The sequence below is a fragment of the Nonomuraea sp. NPDC052129 genome (genome assembly GCF_040680095.1).
GTDB lineage: Bacteria > Actinomycetota > Actinomycetes > Streptosporangiales > Streptosporangiaceae > Nonomuraea.
In genome coordinates this window covers 131136-144958 of record NZ_JBFAVX010000004.1, presented here as the reverse complement: position 1 = coordinate 144958, position 13823 = coordinate 131136, and the positions used below count along the sequence as shown (strand labels likewise).

Genomic DNA, 13823 nt, shown 5'->3' with positions numbered 1-13823 from the left:
CCAAACCCCCAGCCAAAAGGCCGCTTCGCCGATTCGTTAGACGATTAGGCTCCCACTCGCTCGGCCAATTCCCGCAGTTCAGTTGAAGCCTGATCTTGCATCGCCAACAGGTCGGAGGTGAGCTGGCGGACGATCCGATGGTTACGGGTCTGTTCGGGCGTGATGCTCTCGGCTTCGAGGAGCTGCATCACCGCCTCATCCACCTGGCGACGCTGTGCATGCGCCCGTGCCAGATCTATGGCCAGCCGCGCCCGCCGCTCCGCCGACAGCGACGAGGTGTCGACCGCGGCCCCAACACGTAGCGCATGACCGGCGTCGCCCACTTCCACCGCTACGGCCACCTCATGCAGTGCGACGTTGGCCGGGCCGAACTCGGTGTTGTAGTCGTTGCGCCCCTCGCCGACCCGCGCCGCCATCTCACGAGCGCGCGACAGATGCTCGTACGCCACGTCAGCCTGATTGAGCCGCGAGGCCGCTACCGCCCGCTGCAAGGTCAGCCCGCCCCACAGCGACATGGCCTCCACGCTGCCCTGATCGGTCAGGAACCACAGCGCTTCAGCAGCCGTGCGCGCTGCCTCCTCCACCTGATCGAAGTGACGCGCCCCCAGGAACACGAAGCCCAGCCGGAACGCCCCGGCCGCCATCATCAACGGCTTGCCTGCCCGCTCGGCCGCGCCGATGGCCCGGTCCGCCGCGATCCACGCGGCCTCCGGCTCGCCCAGCTTGGCCAGCGACGCCGAACACGCCTGATAGATCACTGCCAGCAGTTCAAACAACTCGGCCTGGCGTTCGGCGGGCGCAGACCGGACTGCGTTCTCCAAGGTGGGCACCAGGCCGCGCAGCAACTCGGTCAGCTCGACATAGCGGCTCTGATGCGTCAGCTCCCACGCGTGATCCACTCGCGGCTTGAGCTGCTCAGTGGCCGGCACCGGCGTGGTGTGCAACATGGCGTGCAGCGAATGGGCGCCAGAGAGCATCAGACGCAGCCCGGCCGTCCCCGGCATCTCCTCATTGGCGGCGGCGACCACGGGCGCTTCGGCGGCCAGCTCCGACAGCGGCACATCCAGCGTCTCGGCGACCTTCTCCAGCACGGACATGCGATCGACCTTGCGCACGCCTCGCTCCACCTGCGAGATCCATGCGACCGACCGATCGACCAACCGGGCCAGCTCGGCCTGCGACAGGCCACGTCGCTTCCGCTCCTGGGCGATACGCCGTCCGAGCGCCCGCTGATACTCCATGCTCACGACGTCGTGCCCTTCCCGCTTTGCAGTTCCAGCCAGTCGACCTCGACCGAGGCCAGCAGTTCTTCGCGAGCGGCCAGGAAGCGCCTGGTGTGCTCGGTCTGCTCGTGGGCGTCGAAGGCGTCCCGGTCCTGGTACAGCTCGTAGAAGATCCGCTGGAGCGGCTGACCGTCCACCCGGTGTGAGGCGTACACGATCGTTCCCGGCTCGTGCCGACGGATCGCCTCGATTGTCTCACTGACGAGCGTGTCGAACGCCGAAGCACTCGCCTCGTCCTTGCAGGTGAATCGAACCATTAGTCCGAACAATGTGCACCCTCCTGGGTCGCCGCCGGTGTCTGGGGATCTCGGTTCTTTACTCGATCAGTACTTATTGTGCGGCGCAAGTACAACAAGTCGCTTGTACTTGAAGTATAGCACCAGTACTTTAAGTACTGATAGCGATTGGCAGCGCTTTGACCTGCACGAACGCGAGGAACCCGCGATGTCCCCAGCGCTCAACAGCCCCGCAGAGATCCACCGGTGGTGTCGCCACTTTTCCGGCACGAGGAGTCAGATCCGCGAGGCGCGCCAGTTCGTCAGCAGCTACCTGGGTGACCGCTTCGAAACCGACACGGCGCAACTGATCGTCTCCGAGCTGGCCACCAATGCCATCCGGCACACTCGCAGTGGACTGTCCGGCGGTCGCTTCGGCGTCACCCTGCACGCAGGCAGCACCCTGCTGATCCTCGCCGTCCTCGACGAAGGCGGCCCCGCCACCCCGCACCTACACCAGGTCGAAGATGAGGACCAGAATGGGCGCGGCCTGCACCTGGTGGAGACCCTGACCACCCGCTGGGGCGTACACGGCGACGACGCCGGCCGCACCGTCTGGGCGCTCATCCCGCTCACCCCCGCGAACCCAGCCATATGAGCGACTGCCTATCCCCGCACCTCCCCGAGCCGCAACCGAACTGCACGCGGCTGGTTTGGCTCATCGCACGAAACGAGCCGCGGCGTAGGGCGCTGTCGTGGACCTGCCACTGCGCCAGCACCGTCTACGAACTGTGCGCCACGGGCGGACAAGCGTTCCTCCGGCGCACTGACCCGAAGACTGGGAAGGCCTTCGAGACACACCGCATGAGCACGCGAGAGGGACAGGCCACATGGCAGGCTCTACTTTCTGGACTCGTCCGATGAGGCTTCCCGCTCTGATCGCCATGGGGCTTGTCGCGGAACGCCTTAGGTTGACTCGCATGAATGATCGGAGGCGCACCTATCGGTACGTGGGGCCGGCCGATTTGAAGGCCACCATCCGGTCTGGCGGCGAAGGCCAGCCGATCCGTTCGGCGGCTGACCTGGACAGTTGGATTGCGCAGCGACCGGCGGCGGAACTCGCAGAGCCTTTCACCTTCGTGATCGACACACATGACCTCTTGAGGCTCACGCCACGCCGCAGCGAGCATGTCGCTTGTGCTGGAGGAGACGCCGTAGCGAGCGCCGGCGAGATCGGCTTCCGCCGAGAGTGCGACCACTGGGTGGTGAGCGACGTCAGCAATCACTCAACCGGGTACTGCCCGGACGCCACCTCATGGCCAGCGGTTGCCCAGGCTCTCGCCCAGGTCGGCCTGGAGCATCCGTCCAGCTTCACACACGAGGTGGTGTTCCGGCGCTGCGTCACCTGTCAGGAGCACAACATCGTGCGAGAGGACGACTTCGTCTGCGTCTTCTGCGGAGATGACCTGCCTGTGGCGTGGAACGTGGACCCGTTCGATGAAGGCAGCAGACCATAACCACCCATTGATGACTAAGATGGGCATCCTGTTGCTGGAATGTATTTTCAAGATCACGCAGAGCTTCGAGTGTGCGACTGATGTTGATCAGATCCTCGACATGTCGGGGCGGCGGGCCTGGAAGGGGCTGCTATCCGACTGGCGTGAATGGGTTCACCTCGAAGATCGCGGAGTCGGCTACGCAATCCTTCGGAAGTTTCAGGCCGGGCTTCCCGTCGACGTATCCTCCGCCGATCTGCACGTTGGCGCCTTCCAGGAGCACGGGTCCGTTGCCTGGCAGGCGTGCGCCTCGCTTCCCGTTCTCCAGGAGCGGCTCGGTGCCCTCCGGCCAGAGGAGCACGACGATATCCGGGTTCTTGACCACCAGGCACTTGGTCGCCGATATGTAGACCAGTTTCCCCGTGAGAAGGGCCTGCATTCCCATCTCGGAATGGTGGTGGACCAAAATCTGCGGGTCGCGGCCTGCGACGGTGATGCGATCCGGATCGGATCCGCCGCCGGCGCCACAGCCGACCACGGCAGCAACGATCGCGGGTAACGCCAGCCGGCTCATTATCCTTTTGATGCGTGGCTCCCTAACGTAGGACTGTGCGTCGGGGGCGGATCCTACCTCCAACGAACAGTCGAGTCTCAGGTCCCTGGAGGTGCCGTCCATACGCTCCAGGAAAGCGAAGGTCCGGGAAGAGCGGCGCCGATCAGGCGCGCAGGGGTGAAGCGCGAGGTTTGCTCGACGCCGTAATCACAGAGGCCGAGGTGAATTCCCCAGGCGGTTGGTACTTGTACCACGGCCGCCGCTGTCCCCGCTGATGGTGATGGATCTGTCCATGGCGATGACACCGGCTGATCCTGGATAGGAAAGATCTATTTCTTTGATGTTCGCGCAGGCTGCGTATTGCCGGACGTGCCCATAGTTGCAGATATTCTGGCCTTTTGCGGGATTGTCTCCGACGTAATACACGTATCGTGGCTGGTTGTGGTCGTAATAGAATGTTCTCGTCAGCGTGAACGTGCCACGGCTCCAGGCCGCGATGTCATAGCTTGACGAGTGCTAGCCAGATATGTCGAGCACGCCCGTATGTGGGAGGTTGGTGAGGATCGTTCCCGCTGGGAGCAGATCCTCGAAGTTCTCCAGGCGCGGATCGACTCAGGGGAGTGGGGACCCAAGTTCAAGATCTCCGAGGTCAAGCCGATGGAGGAGTTCAGCGTCGCCCGCCCAACCATCCGCAAGGCCATGGAACGCCTCAGAGGCGCAGGCAGGGTGTACACCGTCCCCAACCTCGGCAGCTTCGTCACCGCCGAGCGCGCGGACGAGTAATCGCCGGCCCATCGTGGCGTGGTGGGTGAGGCCCGAACCCGTTCATCGAGGGCCCGCCCTGCATGCGTCTGGGCAACCACCCCGGCCTGGCCGACCTGAGACCTGTAACGGCCCCGGAGCCGTGCCATTGCTTGGCATGCCGCACCCTTGATGTACATCATCACGTACACTGATGGCATGAAGGTGATGACCATGTCCGAATCGCGGGCCAACTACGCCGCCACCCTCGACGCCGTCATCGACGACCAGGAAGAAGTCCTCATCACCCGTCCCGGCGGAGAAGGTGTCGTGATGGTGTCGCAGCGCGAATACGAATCGATGCGCGAGACGCTCTACCTCATGGCCTCTCCCGTCAACCGCAGACGGCTGTCGGAGGCGGTCGCCCGTCTGGAGGCCGGAGGCGGCGCCGTCCGCGAACTGGCCGATGAGGACACCACCTCGTGAAGATCCTTTTCGACGAACTCGCCTGGGAGGACTACTGCTACTGGCAGCGAGAAGATCGACGCATCCTCAAAAGGATCAACCAGCTGATCGCCGACATAGCCCGGAACGAGAACGAAGGCATCGGCAAGCCAGAGCCGCTGAAGTATGAGTGGTCCGGCTACTGGTCCCGGCGCATCACCTCAGAACACCGGCTCGTCTACCGAGTCAACGACGACACCATCATGATCGCCGCCTGCCGCTATCACCATGAGAAGTAGCGGCCGTCCGGCCGGCAAACCCTCGTTTAGAGGGACGTGGAGCTCTGCGTTGCCTGCGGCGCCCCTCTAGATGATTGATACCAAGGTCCCGCGCAACATATGAGACGGGCTTGCCGGTCTCCTTGAAGATGTGCACCGCACCAGCTCGGAAACTCCGGATCAAACCGGCGCCTGGTCACTCCCGCGACCCAAACGCACCTCATGTTCGGTCTCCGCGGTATGAGGGAAAGCGCACCTGCACCACACTGCCTTCGACGGTGCAGGAGACGGTGTCGACCACGCCGCCGTCGCTCGCGCTCAGATGCGGCACGATCTCTCGCCAGAGGCCTCGAAGATCCGTCTCGAACGCAGGATCCTCTGTAGCGACCTGCGCCAACTGCTGGCAAAGGCCACGACTCTGGCTTCATTTTCCGGATCGGCTTAGGCATTGCCGTGCGGAATCGCGGCCTTCGAATTCGCGCCGCACCAACCCGACCAGCGCCTCGAACGCGGCTTTTGCGACCCTCGGTAAGCCCTTCGGCTGCCTTGGTCGCCAAGGTTGTCGCGATCACGGCTAACATTTGCTGGTCTGTCACCATGACTCTCGCGATGGGCGTTTGTGATGCGATTTCGCTTGCATGCTAAGGGAATCCCAGGTAACTATAGGTGTAGACCCACGATGAGAACGTTTGCCTGTCGCACATCGATTACGCTACCCTCGCTAAGGGTAATAGCGGTCACGATCTCTCAAGGGAAATGTCATGACCGAAAAATGGGAAGCGGATTCAACCGCATCTTTCCTTCGGCGCATAGGAAAGTCATCCCACGAACTCGGGCAGACGTCTGGCAATTCGAGCTGCCCAGATATCTGGGAGCTTGACAATGGTGACGTCGCGGTCATCGGGTCGGACCTGACGGCGTCATATGAAGGTCGCCTCCCTAGTGGAGTGAGTGTCGATCCCGGGGAACGGCTGGTTATTATTCCGCGGAAGACGATCCTCGCGGCGAAAGCGGACATTCCCGATGCCTAATCTGCTCGACGGCGCCGACGGCGAGCGGATGGAGCTGCCCGACTATTACGCTGACTTTGAGCAGAACTTCTGGGCGATCGACGACCTGGGCTTTTGGAAGCTGGAGCGGCAGCAATGCTTCAAAGAGCCGGGGTATGATAGTTGGGAAGCATTCGCAAAAGGCGACTGGGAAGAATCGCTGCGCATTCTCGAAGCCGGACGTGCCGATATGGCCGACTATCACCGCCGCATCGAGGAACACGGTTTCGCTGCCCGCCGGGTCCGGGTCGTCGAAGAACCGATCACCCCGTACTTGCAATGGGAGCTGCATGCGCTGAGAGTCCGCGATCAATGCGGCGGTAGCGTGCGAATTGTGACTCCGGACCAGGTCGCAGAGTTTGAGTACGACGCTCCGCTCCCAGAGATATACACCCTTGGTGACGCCGTGATGTACGAGGCTGTCTACGACAATGATGGAGTGCTGGAGTCGGTACGCCGATTCGTCGACCGCGACCTCATCGTGCGCTGCCAGCGGTTTATCCAAGACCTGTACGAGGTGGGTCAGCCCTTGGAGTCGTTCTTCGTCAGCCACGTCGCGGTGCTTCCACCGCCCCGTCAACCGTAGCTGTCGCAGAGTCTGACCGGGGTACTGTGATGCCAGGTAAGGAGTTCGACGGCCAGGACGATGCGGCACGCCACATCAACCGGCTGGAGGCGTCCGGCTCGGGCGATATCGTCCAGGCCCGGGACGTCCATGGCGGGGTGCACTTCCACCAGGCTGCGCCTTCCTTCGCGGTGACGCCCTCGCAGCTTCCCGGTGATGTGCGGGGGTTCGTCAATCGACACGCCGATCTGGAAAACCTCAGCAGGGTGATAGCCGAAAACCACGAGGACCCGCTCGCTCCAGCCGTCACTGTCATCACCGGCACCGCCGGAGTGGGCAAGACATCTTTGGCGCTGCATTGGGCGCACAGCGTCCGCGCCCACTTTCCCGATGGCCAGTTGTACGTGAACCTGCGCGGCTACGACCCTGGCCAGCCTGCGATACCGGAACAGGTCCTCGACCGATTCCTCCGTGACTTGGGCGTTCCCGCGACATCGATACCGGTTCATCTGGAGGACCGAGCTTCGCTGTACCGGTCACTGCTGGCCACCCGCAGGATGCTGGTGATCCTGGACAACGCGGCGACCGCCAGTCAGGTTCGGCCGTTGCTGCCGGGCGCGGCCACGTGCTTGGTCGTGGTGACCAGCCGGAGCCGGCTGTCTGGTCTGGTCGCCCGCGATGGTGCCTTCCGCCTCAGCCTGGACATTCTGCCGGAAGAGGACGCCGTTGCTTTACTGTCAACCCTGATCGCCCGATACCGAAAGCTCGACCAACGCCACGAGTTGGTCGAGTTGGCCAGGCTTTGTGCCCGACTCCCGCTCGCGCTGCGTATCGCCGCCGAACGTGCGGCGAGCCGGCCTATGATGCGGCTCGTCGAGCTGATCGCCGATCTGCGAGACGAGTCAGCCCTGTGGGACGCTCTCACCGCCGAGGGCGACGATGATGCCGACGCGGTCCGAACCGTGTTTGCCTGGTCCTACCGGGCTCTGCCGGAACCGGCGGCCCGGCTGTTCCGTCTCCTCGGCCTGCACTCAGGAAGCGAGTTCGGGCTGCCAGCAGCCGCAGCAATTGCCGGAATCAGCGCCCTGCACGCCCGGCAGCAACTCGATGTCCTAGTCGGTGCGCACCTGTTGGAACAGCCGGCGCCGGGGCGGTACGAGTTCCACGATTTGCTGCGCGCCTATGCCGTCGACCAGGTTCGCCATCTTGAATCTCCCGAGACTCGCGCCGAGTCATCGCAACGAGTTCTCGGCTGGTACCTGCATACCGCCGACGCTGCGCAGACGCGCATCGCTCCATTTGACCGCTACAAGCTGACCGAGCCGGTCCCGACCGACGTGATACCGCTCGCTTTCGACAACTACGACGCCGCACTGCGGTGGTATCAGCTGGAAAGGGCGAACCTCGTCACGGCGACCCAGGCCGCCGCCGAGGCGAACTCGCACGCGACCGCGTGGCAGCTTGCTGCCGTCCTCCGCGCCATCTTCATGCACCAGAACGCCTTCGACGACTGGCTCACCACCAGCAGCATCGGAGTCGACTCGGCTGAGCGAGACGGCGATCGCAGTGGCCAGGCCGAAGCGCTGGAAAGCCTGGGTAGGGCGTACTTCCAATCTCGTCGGCTTGAGGAAGCGGAGACCAACCATTTGGCGGCGCTGGCCATCCGCCGAAGCATAGGCGACCGGTTCGGTGAAGCCGTGTCTCTTAACACGCTGGGCTTGATCGGGCTGCGCCGCCGACAACTGGACGATGCCCGATCGTTCTTTGAGCAGGCTGGTGAGATCTTCTCCAGTCTCGGCGAACGCCGCTGGGAAGCGCTGATGCGGAGCAACCTCGCCGAGACACTTTGCGAGATACAACAACCACAGGCAGCGATCGACATCCTGGTCGAGGTGCTTTCCGTGTTCCGCGACCTCGCGGACCAAGCCAGCGAGGGTAACGCGCTGTACCACCTGAGCTGGGCACAAAGGGAACTCGGCGACATCGCGAGCGCCCGTGATTCCATCGATCAGGCGCTCCGCATCGCGGAAGATGAGGACAACCAGGTGTGGCGGGCTCACTGGTTGGTCGAGTTGGGAAATGTGCAGTGCGCCGCCGGGCAGCCCGAGGAGGCGCTGGTGGCCTATCAGCGGGCCGCCTCAATCCAGCGGCGACTCGGCGACCGCAGCCGGGAAGCCTTTGCGCTCGATGGCGCTGGGCAGGCCTATCAGCGAATGGGTCGTTTTGAAGAAGCTGTCGACTTCTATCGCACGGCCGCCAGCACTCACCAGCACCTGGACGACCAGTGGAACCTGGCCCAGACGCTGCACCGCCTCGCAGGTGCTTTGGACCATATCGGTTCCGCGGAGGAGGCACAGACGCTGCGGGGACAGGCTCTCGACCTGCTCTCCGGCTTTGCCGATCCCCGAACGGCCGTGCTGCGTCAGCGCCTTAGCGAGGCGTAGCGGGCGTCGAGTCCACAATCCAAATCGGGGCGTCTGCGCACTCGACCCGCAAACCCTCCGCTGGTTCCAAGCGTGTGCGGAATACCCGCAAATCTCGGTCGCCTACCCGGGCCACCGGTGCGTGATCACGACCCATGAACGCGTACATCCGCACTTGGTTATGCACTTCTCGCGCTGACCGAGACCAGTCCACTACCGAGAACGCCGGCTCGATGAATCCGGCAGTGGATCTGCCGGCCTCATTCTGCGGCACTCCGGGAACACGCCGTACCACCTGATCCATGGCGCTGGTGAGCAGGTCGGTGAGCACAGGATGGATCCGCGACCACAGCGACTGGGGAGTGACATCCTCATCGAGTGGGATACCGCCGCGCTGAGCCAGAATCGGACCGCTGTCGAATCGCTCGTCCATTCGATGGATCGTCAGCCCGATCTCAGGATCGCCATTGCGGATAGCCCACAGCACTGGCGCCGGACCTCGGTACTTGGGCAACAGCGAGGTGTGGATGTTGATCACGCCCAGCCGAGGCGTTTTAAGAACGGTAGTGGGAAGCTTCCAGTTGAAGCCATAGACCACCAGCAGGTCCAGGTTGTATCCGGCCAACTCGTACGCCAGTCCTTCCGGATTACCTGGAAGCAAGAAATCCATCCCAGGTGGCAACGCGGCAACGATCTGACCGACCGCCGCAGCGGCATGGGCATCCGTGCTGCTGTTGGGCTTCATGGAACGGCAGTACACATACGCAGCGGGAATGTGGCCGGCATCGACGCATGCCGCGTGCAGGACAGCGAACTCTTCAACGCCAAACGTTGCAAGCGCAACGCGCATTGGGTCCGACACGTTCGCGATGGTACCGGAAACTGACAATCTTCGGTTCGGTCCGGAGCGATTCGGCAGATCCTCCCACGCCCGAGGAAACACTGCGGTGGAATCGGTGCGATCATGCAATGTCGGGAACTGTCGGCAGTGAATGTCCATCCGCAGATCGTGGTCGAGGCGATGATGCTGGCCTGCGTTTCTGAACCCCTGATCGTCAAGCGAGGAGTGCGGTGAAGCGCTGGTTATGGCGCCTGACGGTCTCGGCCGTCGTGGCGCTCTCAGGAACGATCGGGCCGGTCATGGCCGCCGAGGCGGTGCCGACCTCGGAGATCAACGTCAGCGACGACTGGGAGATCGCTGTCTTCCTGTGTACGCCGTCCGCGGACGGGTGTCACAAGCGGTATGCCACGGCGAAGCAGAGGCGGGACGTTGAGACGTTCCTGAAGGCCACGCCTGAGGTGACCGAGGTGCGCTTCGTGAGCCGGGCCGCGGCGTACGCGAGCTTCCGCCAGGAGTTCGCCGGTCAGAAGAAGGTGCTGGCGGGTGCGCGTGCCAAAGACCTGCCGGAGTCGTTCCGCGTGCGGGTGCCGGAGGCGGCCGACCGAACCCGGATCACGATCCTGGCGAACCGGAGGCCTGGGGTGGGGCTCGCCGTCGACCAGGCGAAGAATGGCGTAGAGGCTCCATTGAGGCCGGAAATATCCGTGTTTCTATGTATGAAGGGCTCGTCGGTGCCTGCCTGTCTGCATGGACGGGGCGAGGCGAACAGGTTGGCCGCCACGGTCAAGGAGAAGAAGGCGATCGTCGCCGTCATCAAGCGGATCCCCGGGCTCGAATCGTACGTCTACGAAGACCAGAGGACGGCATACCGGAACTTCGTCAAGACGTTCGCGGACAACGAAGCGCTCATCGCGGTCACCAGGGTGTCGGACATGCCCGAGTCGTACCGGGTGTCGATGCGGCCCAAGGCCGACACGGATTCACCGAGCCGTCGGCTGGCGCGGATGCCGGGGGTGAGCGAGGCGTACGACGTGAGGTGCCTGTTCCAGAAGGCGCGACTGTGGTCGGAATATGGGCTCCAGAAACTCGGGTCTCAGGAATGCGGGAAGAGCTCCCGTCAAGAACTCCAGCTAGCTGGGCGGTAGACAACGGCGGCGATCTGCCGGAATGAGCGGATGAGCGGGCTTGAGTCAGTGCTGTTCCAAGCGACCACCAGACGGCTGGGCGGCATGTCGAGCAGCGGAACCGCGACGAGACCCTCGGGAAGGGCATGGGCGAGCGTGGTCAGCCCGACTGTTCCGTTCCACAGAACCGCCTGAAGACACTCGTGGACGGTTCGCACCACTGGACCGTCCTGGCCCAGGCCCATGGGGTGGCTCCAGAACGCTCGCCAGACAGGGTCGATACCTTCCGGTAGCTGGAACCAGCGGCGGTCGGCGAGATCGTTCAGGCGCAGGCGGTCACGGCCGGCCAGTGGGTCGTCGGCGCGTAGGACCACTCCGACCGGGTCGGAGCGCAGGACATGGGTGCTGATGCCGGTTTCGTCGAACGGTGCCCGGGTCAGGGCGACATCGACGAGGCCGGAACGCAGTCCGGTGGTCGGATCGGTGAAGTCGGCTTCGCGGATGCGGACGTTCAAGCCTGGATGGCGCTGCCGAAAGGCGGCGGCGAGTTGGGTTCCGGCCTGTTCGGCGCTGTCGGCGAGGGTGCCGATCGTTATCGTGGCCGGGCCGGCTGCGGCGGCGACCCTGGTGCGGGCCTGGTCGGCCTGCTCCAGCAGGGTGCGCGCCTCGTCGTAGAGTGCTGCTCCGGCCGGCGTGAGCGAGACTCCGGTGGGTGATCGGTGCAGCAGGACGGCGCCGAGGTCGGTCTCCAGTTGCTTGATGGCCCGGCTCAGTGGCGGCTGTGTCATGTGCAGGCGTACGGCGGCGCGGCCGAAGTGGAGTTCTTCGGCGACGGCCACGAAGTAGCGCAGCGTGCGTAGGTCCATCAGCGGCGACGATACCCGTACGGCATCGGGCGTGCGGAATCGGTGTTGGACGCCTCCGAGCGTCTCGCGGTGGAGTGGTGAGACCGAATCTGCCGCTTCTGAGGAGTCCGTATGGCCGAATTTGTGTTGCCCGACCCCGTTGTACAGGTCACGGACGTACAGGAGCTCGCCCCCGATCTGGTGGTGATTCCGAACCGGCGGGTGCCGCTGGTGCCGAACATCGGTCTCATCGGCGGTACGCATTCGGTCCTTGTCGTCGATACCGGTATGGGTACGGCGAACGCCGAAACCGTGCTGAAGTTCGCGGCCGACTTCGCCGACGGGCGCAGGCTGTACCTGACCACGACGCATTTTCATCCCGAGCACGCGTTCGGCGCTCAGGTGTTCGCCGGGGAGGCGACGTTCCTGATCAACCGGGCGCAGGCGGAGGACCTGAAGGTGAAGGGGCCTGGCTATATCGAGATGTTCAAGGGGCTTGGGGAGTCGGTCGCGCGTCGGCTTGAGGGGGTCCGATTGGCGACTCCCGATGTCGTCTACGACCATGAGCATGACCTGGACCTGGGCGGTCGGGTGGTCGAGTTGCGGGCCACCGGCCGGGCTCACAGCAAAGGTGATCAGGTGATCACGGTCCCGGACGCGGGGGTGATGTTCACCGGCGATCTGGTGGAGGCCGGGCAGTTCGCCATTTTCCCCTGGTTCCCGCCGCATGACACCGATGTGTCGGGCACCCGCTGGCTGGCGGTGATGGATCGGCTGGCCGCCGAAAGCCCGCGGGTGGTGGTGCCCGGCCATGGCGACGTGGGCGGCCCTCAGCTCCTGGCCGACGTACGGGACTATTTGCAGTTGCTGCGTGACGAGACCTGGGTACGCCGCGACTCGGCCATGAGCGAGGAGACGATCGCCGAAGAGGTGGCGGCCCTGATGATCGCGCGGCATCCGGAGTGGGACGGCCAGGAGTGGATCGAGAAGGGGGTCGGCTGTCTGTGCTCGGAGCACATCGCCTAGATGATTGATGCCAAGGGGCTGGCTACGGTTAGTGGTCGTATGCGATCAGGGATCGCTTGATCGGCTGGCCGGGCTTGTCGTTGGGCCAGATCACAGCGGTCAGCGCGAGGATGCGTGCCGGCACGCGGATGATGACGCCGGCATCAGCCCGGGAACGCCTCGACTCCGGGAACGCTCAGCCGTTGGTGTCATCGGTGGAGCGGTAGGTGGCGGAGGCGCTGCCGAGGCGCCCCTCCTCACGCTGGGCGGCCTGGGTGAGGAGCTTGAGGGCGGTGCCGATCGCTTCCAGCCGCTGCCCGTTCGCCTGCCAGTACGCGCGCGCGTAGTCGTCGTCGCCGAGCGCCTTGCGGGCCGCCTCCTTGTGCGTCTCGTACCGGTCTTCCACGCCCTGCAGCCTGTCCGCGAGATCGCCCATCGCCCCCGCCAACCCTTTGATCCGGCTGGCGCTGTAGCTGACGCCGTCGAGTTCCATCCGGCCGCACCTTCCCTGACTCACCGACTTGATCGATAATATGCGAGCATCCTGATGGCTTCGTGGGGTTGATGAGACGATGGGCGATTCATGGGATTTGCTCCGACAACTCGTCCAGGACGTCGATCGGCAGACCGAACAGGTCAAGGAGATGCACCGCAAGGTGCGCGACCTGACGGGCTCCGCGCAGTCCGACGACGGGATGGTCACCGTCACCGTCGGGCCCAAGGGTGAGCTGCGGGCCGTCGACTTCGATCCCCGCGTGTACCGCAAGCTGACGCCCACCGAGCTGGCAGCGTGCGTCGTCGAGCAGGCCGCCATCGCCACTCAGAAGGTCTCCGCGGAGCTCAGGACCCTGGCCGGGCCGATGGTCGCCGAGGACGTCCCGTTCGAGGATCTGTTCGGCGAGGGCACGAGCTTCGAGTCCTTCCTGCCGGGCGCCGACCGGCGCGGGCCGGGCGCGTGACG

General features: G+C 64.2%; 16 protein-coding genes and 1 pseudogene. 10 read left to right on the top strand and 7 right to left on the bottom strand.

Features of this window, described 5'->3' with window-relative positions; genetic code table 11:
• Positions 1–44: 44 nt before the first annotated feature.
• Both AB0L53_RS11995 and AB0L53_RS11990 read right to left on the bottom strand, forming a co-directional pair.
• Positions 45–1241, bottom strand: a complete 1197-nt coding sequence (locus tag AB0L53_RS11995) for a helix-turn-helix transcriptional regulator (RefSeq protein WP_363993202.1) — start codon at positions 1239–1241, stop codon at positions 45–47.
• 2 nt (positions 1242–1243) lie between these two features.
• Positions 1244–1540 carry an antibiotic biosynthesis monooxygenase gene (locus tag AB0L53_RS11990; protein ID WP_363992930.1) on the bottom strand — a complete coding sequence of 99 codons (297 nt, stop codon included), beginning with the start codon at positions 1538–1540 and terminating at the stop codon, positions 1244–1246.
• Positions 1541–1727: 187 nt separating this feature from the next.
• On the opposite strand from AB0L53_RS11990, the gene AB0L53_RS11985 reads away from it, so the two are divergent.
• Positions 1728–2156, top strand: a complete 429-nt coding sequence (locus tag AB0L53_RS11985) for an ATP-binding protein (protein ID WP_363992929.1) — start codon at positions 1728–1730, stop codon at positions 2154–2156.
• Between the two features lie 322 nt (positions 2157–2478).
• Positions 2479–3015 carry a hypothetical protein gene (locus AB0L53_RS11980; protein WP_363992928.1) on the top strand — a complete coding sequence of 179 codons (537 nt, stop codon included), beginning with the start codon at positions 2479–2481 and terminating at the stop codon, positions 3013–3015.
• Positions 3016–3145: 130 nt separating this feature from the next.
• Here AB0L53_RS11980 and AB0L53_RS11975 read toward each other — a convergent pair whose 3' ends face one another.
• A complete protein-coding gene (locus tag AB0L53_RS11975; protein ID WP_363992927.1) occupies positions 3146–3670 on the bottom strand; it encodes a hypothetical protein in 525 nt (174 codons plus the stop codon).
• Positions 3671–4060: 390 nt separating this feature from the next.
• On the opposite strand from AB0L53_RS11975, the gene AB0L53_RS11970 reads away from it, so the two are divergent.
• From AB0L53_RS11970 to AB0L53_RS11950, 5 genes are all read left to right on the top strand, one after another.
• On the top strand, positions 4061–4330 hold the full coding sequence (locus AB0L53_RS11970; RefSeq protein WP_363992926.1) for a winged helix-turn-helix domain-containing protein: 270 nt from the start codon (positions 4061–4063) through the stop codon (positions 4328–4330).
• Between the two features lie 177 nt (positions 4331–4507).
• The gene (locus AB0L53_RS11965) at positions 4508–4774 is read left to right on the top strand and encodes a type II toxin-antitoxin system prevent-host-death family antitoxin (RefSeq protein WP_363992925.1); all 267 of its coding nucleotides are present in this window, start codon (positions 4508–4510) and stop codon (positions 4772–4774) included.
• The gene (locus AB0L53_RS11960) at positions 4771–5031 is read left to right on the top strand and encodes a Txe/YoeB family addiction module toxin (RefSeq protein WP_363992924.1); all 261 of its coding nucleotides are present in this window, start codon (positions 4771–4773) and stop codon (positions 5029–5031) included. Before AB0L53_RS11965 ends, AB0L53_RS11960 begins: the two co-directional genes overlap by 4 nt.
• A gap of 1002 nt (positions 5032–6033) precedes the next feature.
• Complete coding sequence (locus AB0L53_RS11955) at positions 6034–6645, top strand: DUF6879 family protein (protein WP_363992923.1); 612 nt, start codon at positions 6034–6036, stop codon at positions 6643–6645.
• Positions 6646–6674: 29 nt separating this feature from the next.
• A complete protein-coding gene (locus tag AB0L53_RS11950; protein WP_363992922.1) occupies positions 6675–9068 on the top strand; it encodes a tetratricopeptide repeat protein in 2394 nt (797 codons plus the stop codon).
• Here the strand turns inward: AB0L53_RS11950 and AB0L53_RS11945 are convergent.
• Positions 9055–10047 (bottom strand): formyltransferase family protein, encoded by a 993-nt coding sequence (locus AB0L53_RS11945; protein WP_363992921.1) that lies wholly within the window; start codon positions 10045–10047, stop codon positions 9055–9057. The genes AB0L53_RS11950 and AB0L53_RS11945 overlap by 14 nt on opposite strands.
• 140 nt (positions 10048–10187) lie before the next feature.
• Here AB0L53_RS11945 and AB0L53_RS11940 point away from each other — a divergent pair, with 140 nt between their 5' ends.
• Positions 10188–11033, top strand: coding sequence for a permease-like cell division protein FtsX (locus AB0L53_RS11940; protein ID WP_363992920.1), 846 nt, complete (start codon positions 10188–10190; stop codon positions 11031–11033).
• On the opposite strand, the gene AB0L53_RS11935 is transcribed toward AB0L53_RS11940, so the two are convergent.
• Positions 11006–11878 (bottom strand): LysR substrate-binding domain-containing protein, encoded by an 873-nt coding sequence (locus AB0L53_RS11935; RefSeq protein ID WP_363992919.1) that lies wholly within the window; start codon positions 11876–11878, stop codon positions 11006–11008. The genes AB0L53_RS11940 and AB0L53_RS11935 overlap by 28 nt on opposite strands.
• Positions 11879–11989: 111 nt before the next feature.
• Between AB0L53_RS11935 and AB0L53_RS11930 the strand changes: the two genes are divergently transcribed.
• Positions 11990–12883, top strand: a complete 894-nt coding sequence (locus AB0L53_RS11930) for an MBL fold metallo-hydrolase (protein WP_363992918.1) — start codon at positions 11990–11992, stop codon at positions 12881–12883.
• A gap of 28 nt (positions 12884–12911) precedes the next feature.
• Here AB0L53_RS11930 and AB0L53_RS11925 read toward each other — a convergent pair.
• Both AB0L53_RS11925 and AB0L53_RS11920 read right to left on the bottom strand, forming a co-directional pair.
• Positions 12912–13022 (bottom strand): annotated as a pseudogene (locus AB0L53_RS11925) (IS982 family transposase); the annotation flags it as partial.
• A 36-nt stretch (positions 13023–13058) separates the two neighbouring features.
• Positions 13059–13355, bottom strand: a complete 297-nt coding sequence (locus AB0L53_RS11920) for a hypothetical protein (RefSeq protein ID WP_363992917.1) — start codon at positions 13353–13355, stop codon at positions 13059–13061.
• Positions 13356–13452: 97 nt separating this feature from the next.
• Here AB0L53_RS11920 and AB0L53_RS11915 point away from each other — a divergent pair, with 97 nt between their 5' ends.
• Positions 13453–13821 (top strand): YbaB/EbfC family nucleoid-associated protein, encoded by a 369-nt coding sequence (locus AB0L53_RS11915; RefSeq protein WP_363992916.1) that lies wholly within the window; start codon positions 13453–13455, stop codon positions 13819–13821.
• Positions 13822–13823 lie beyond the last annotated feature (2 nt).

What these genes read in the sequence shown, in the direction of transcription:
- AB0L53_RS11965 (WP_363992925.1), top strand. Translation starts at nt 4,508, where the DNA reads ATGAAGGTGATGACCATGTCCGAATCGCGGGCCAACTACGCCGCCACC.
- AB0L53_RS11945 (WP_363992921.1), bottom strand. Translation starts at nt 10,047, where the DNA reads ATGGACATTCACTGCCGACAGTTCCCGACATTGCATGATCGCACCGAT.
- AB0L53_RS11980 (WP_363992928.1), top strand. Translation starts at nt 2,479, where the DNA reads ATGAATGATCGGAGGCGCACCTATCGGTACGTGGGGCCGGCCGATTTG.
- AB0L53_RS11950 (WP_363992922.1), top strand. Translation starts at nt 6,675, where the DNA reads ATGCCAGGTAAGGAGTTCGACGGCCAGGACGATGCGGCACGCCACATC.
- AB0L53_RS11955 (WP_363992923.1), top strand. Translation starts at nt 6,034, where the DNA reads ATGCCTAATCTGCTCGACGGCGCCGACGGCGAGCGGATGGAGCTGCCC.
- AB0L53_RS11920 (WP_363992917.1), bottom strand. Translation starts at nt 13,355, where the DNA reads ATGGAACTCGACGGCGTCAGCTACAGCGCCAGCCGGATCAAAGGGTTG.
- AB0L53_RS11975 (WP_363992927.1), bottom strand. Translation starts at nt 3,670, where the DNA reads ATGGACGGCACCTCCAGGGACCTGAGACTCGACTGTTCGTTGGAGGTA.
- AB0L53_RS11995 (WP_363993202.1), bottom strand. Translation starts at nt 1,241, where the DNA reads ATGGAGTATCAGCGGGCGCTCGGACGGCGTATCGCCCAGGAGCGGAAG.
- AB0L53_RS11940 (WP_363992920.1), top strand. Translation starts at nt 10,188, where the DNA reads ATGGCCGCCGAGGCGGTGCCGACCTCGGAGATCAACGTCAGCGACGAC.
- AB0L53_RS11930 (WP_363992918.1), top strand. Translation starts at nt 11,990, where the DNA reads ATGGCCGAATTTGTGTTGCCCGACCCCGTTGTACAGGTCACGGACGTA.
- AB0L53_RS11985 (WP_363992929.1), top strand. Translation starts at nt 1,728, where the DNA reads ATGTCCCCAGCGCTCAACAGCCCCGCAGAGATCCACCGGTGGTGTCGC.
- AB0L53_RS11935 (WP_363992919.1), bottom strand. Translation starts at nt 11,878, where the DNA reads ATGGACCTACGCACGCTGCGCTACTTCGTGGCCGTCGCCGAAGAACTC.
- AB0L53_RS11990 (WP_363992930.1), bottom strand. Translation starts at nt 1,540, where the DNA reads ATGGTTCGATTCACCTGCAAGGACGAGGCGAGTGCTTCGGCGTTCGAC.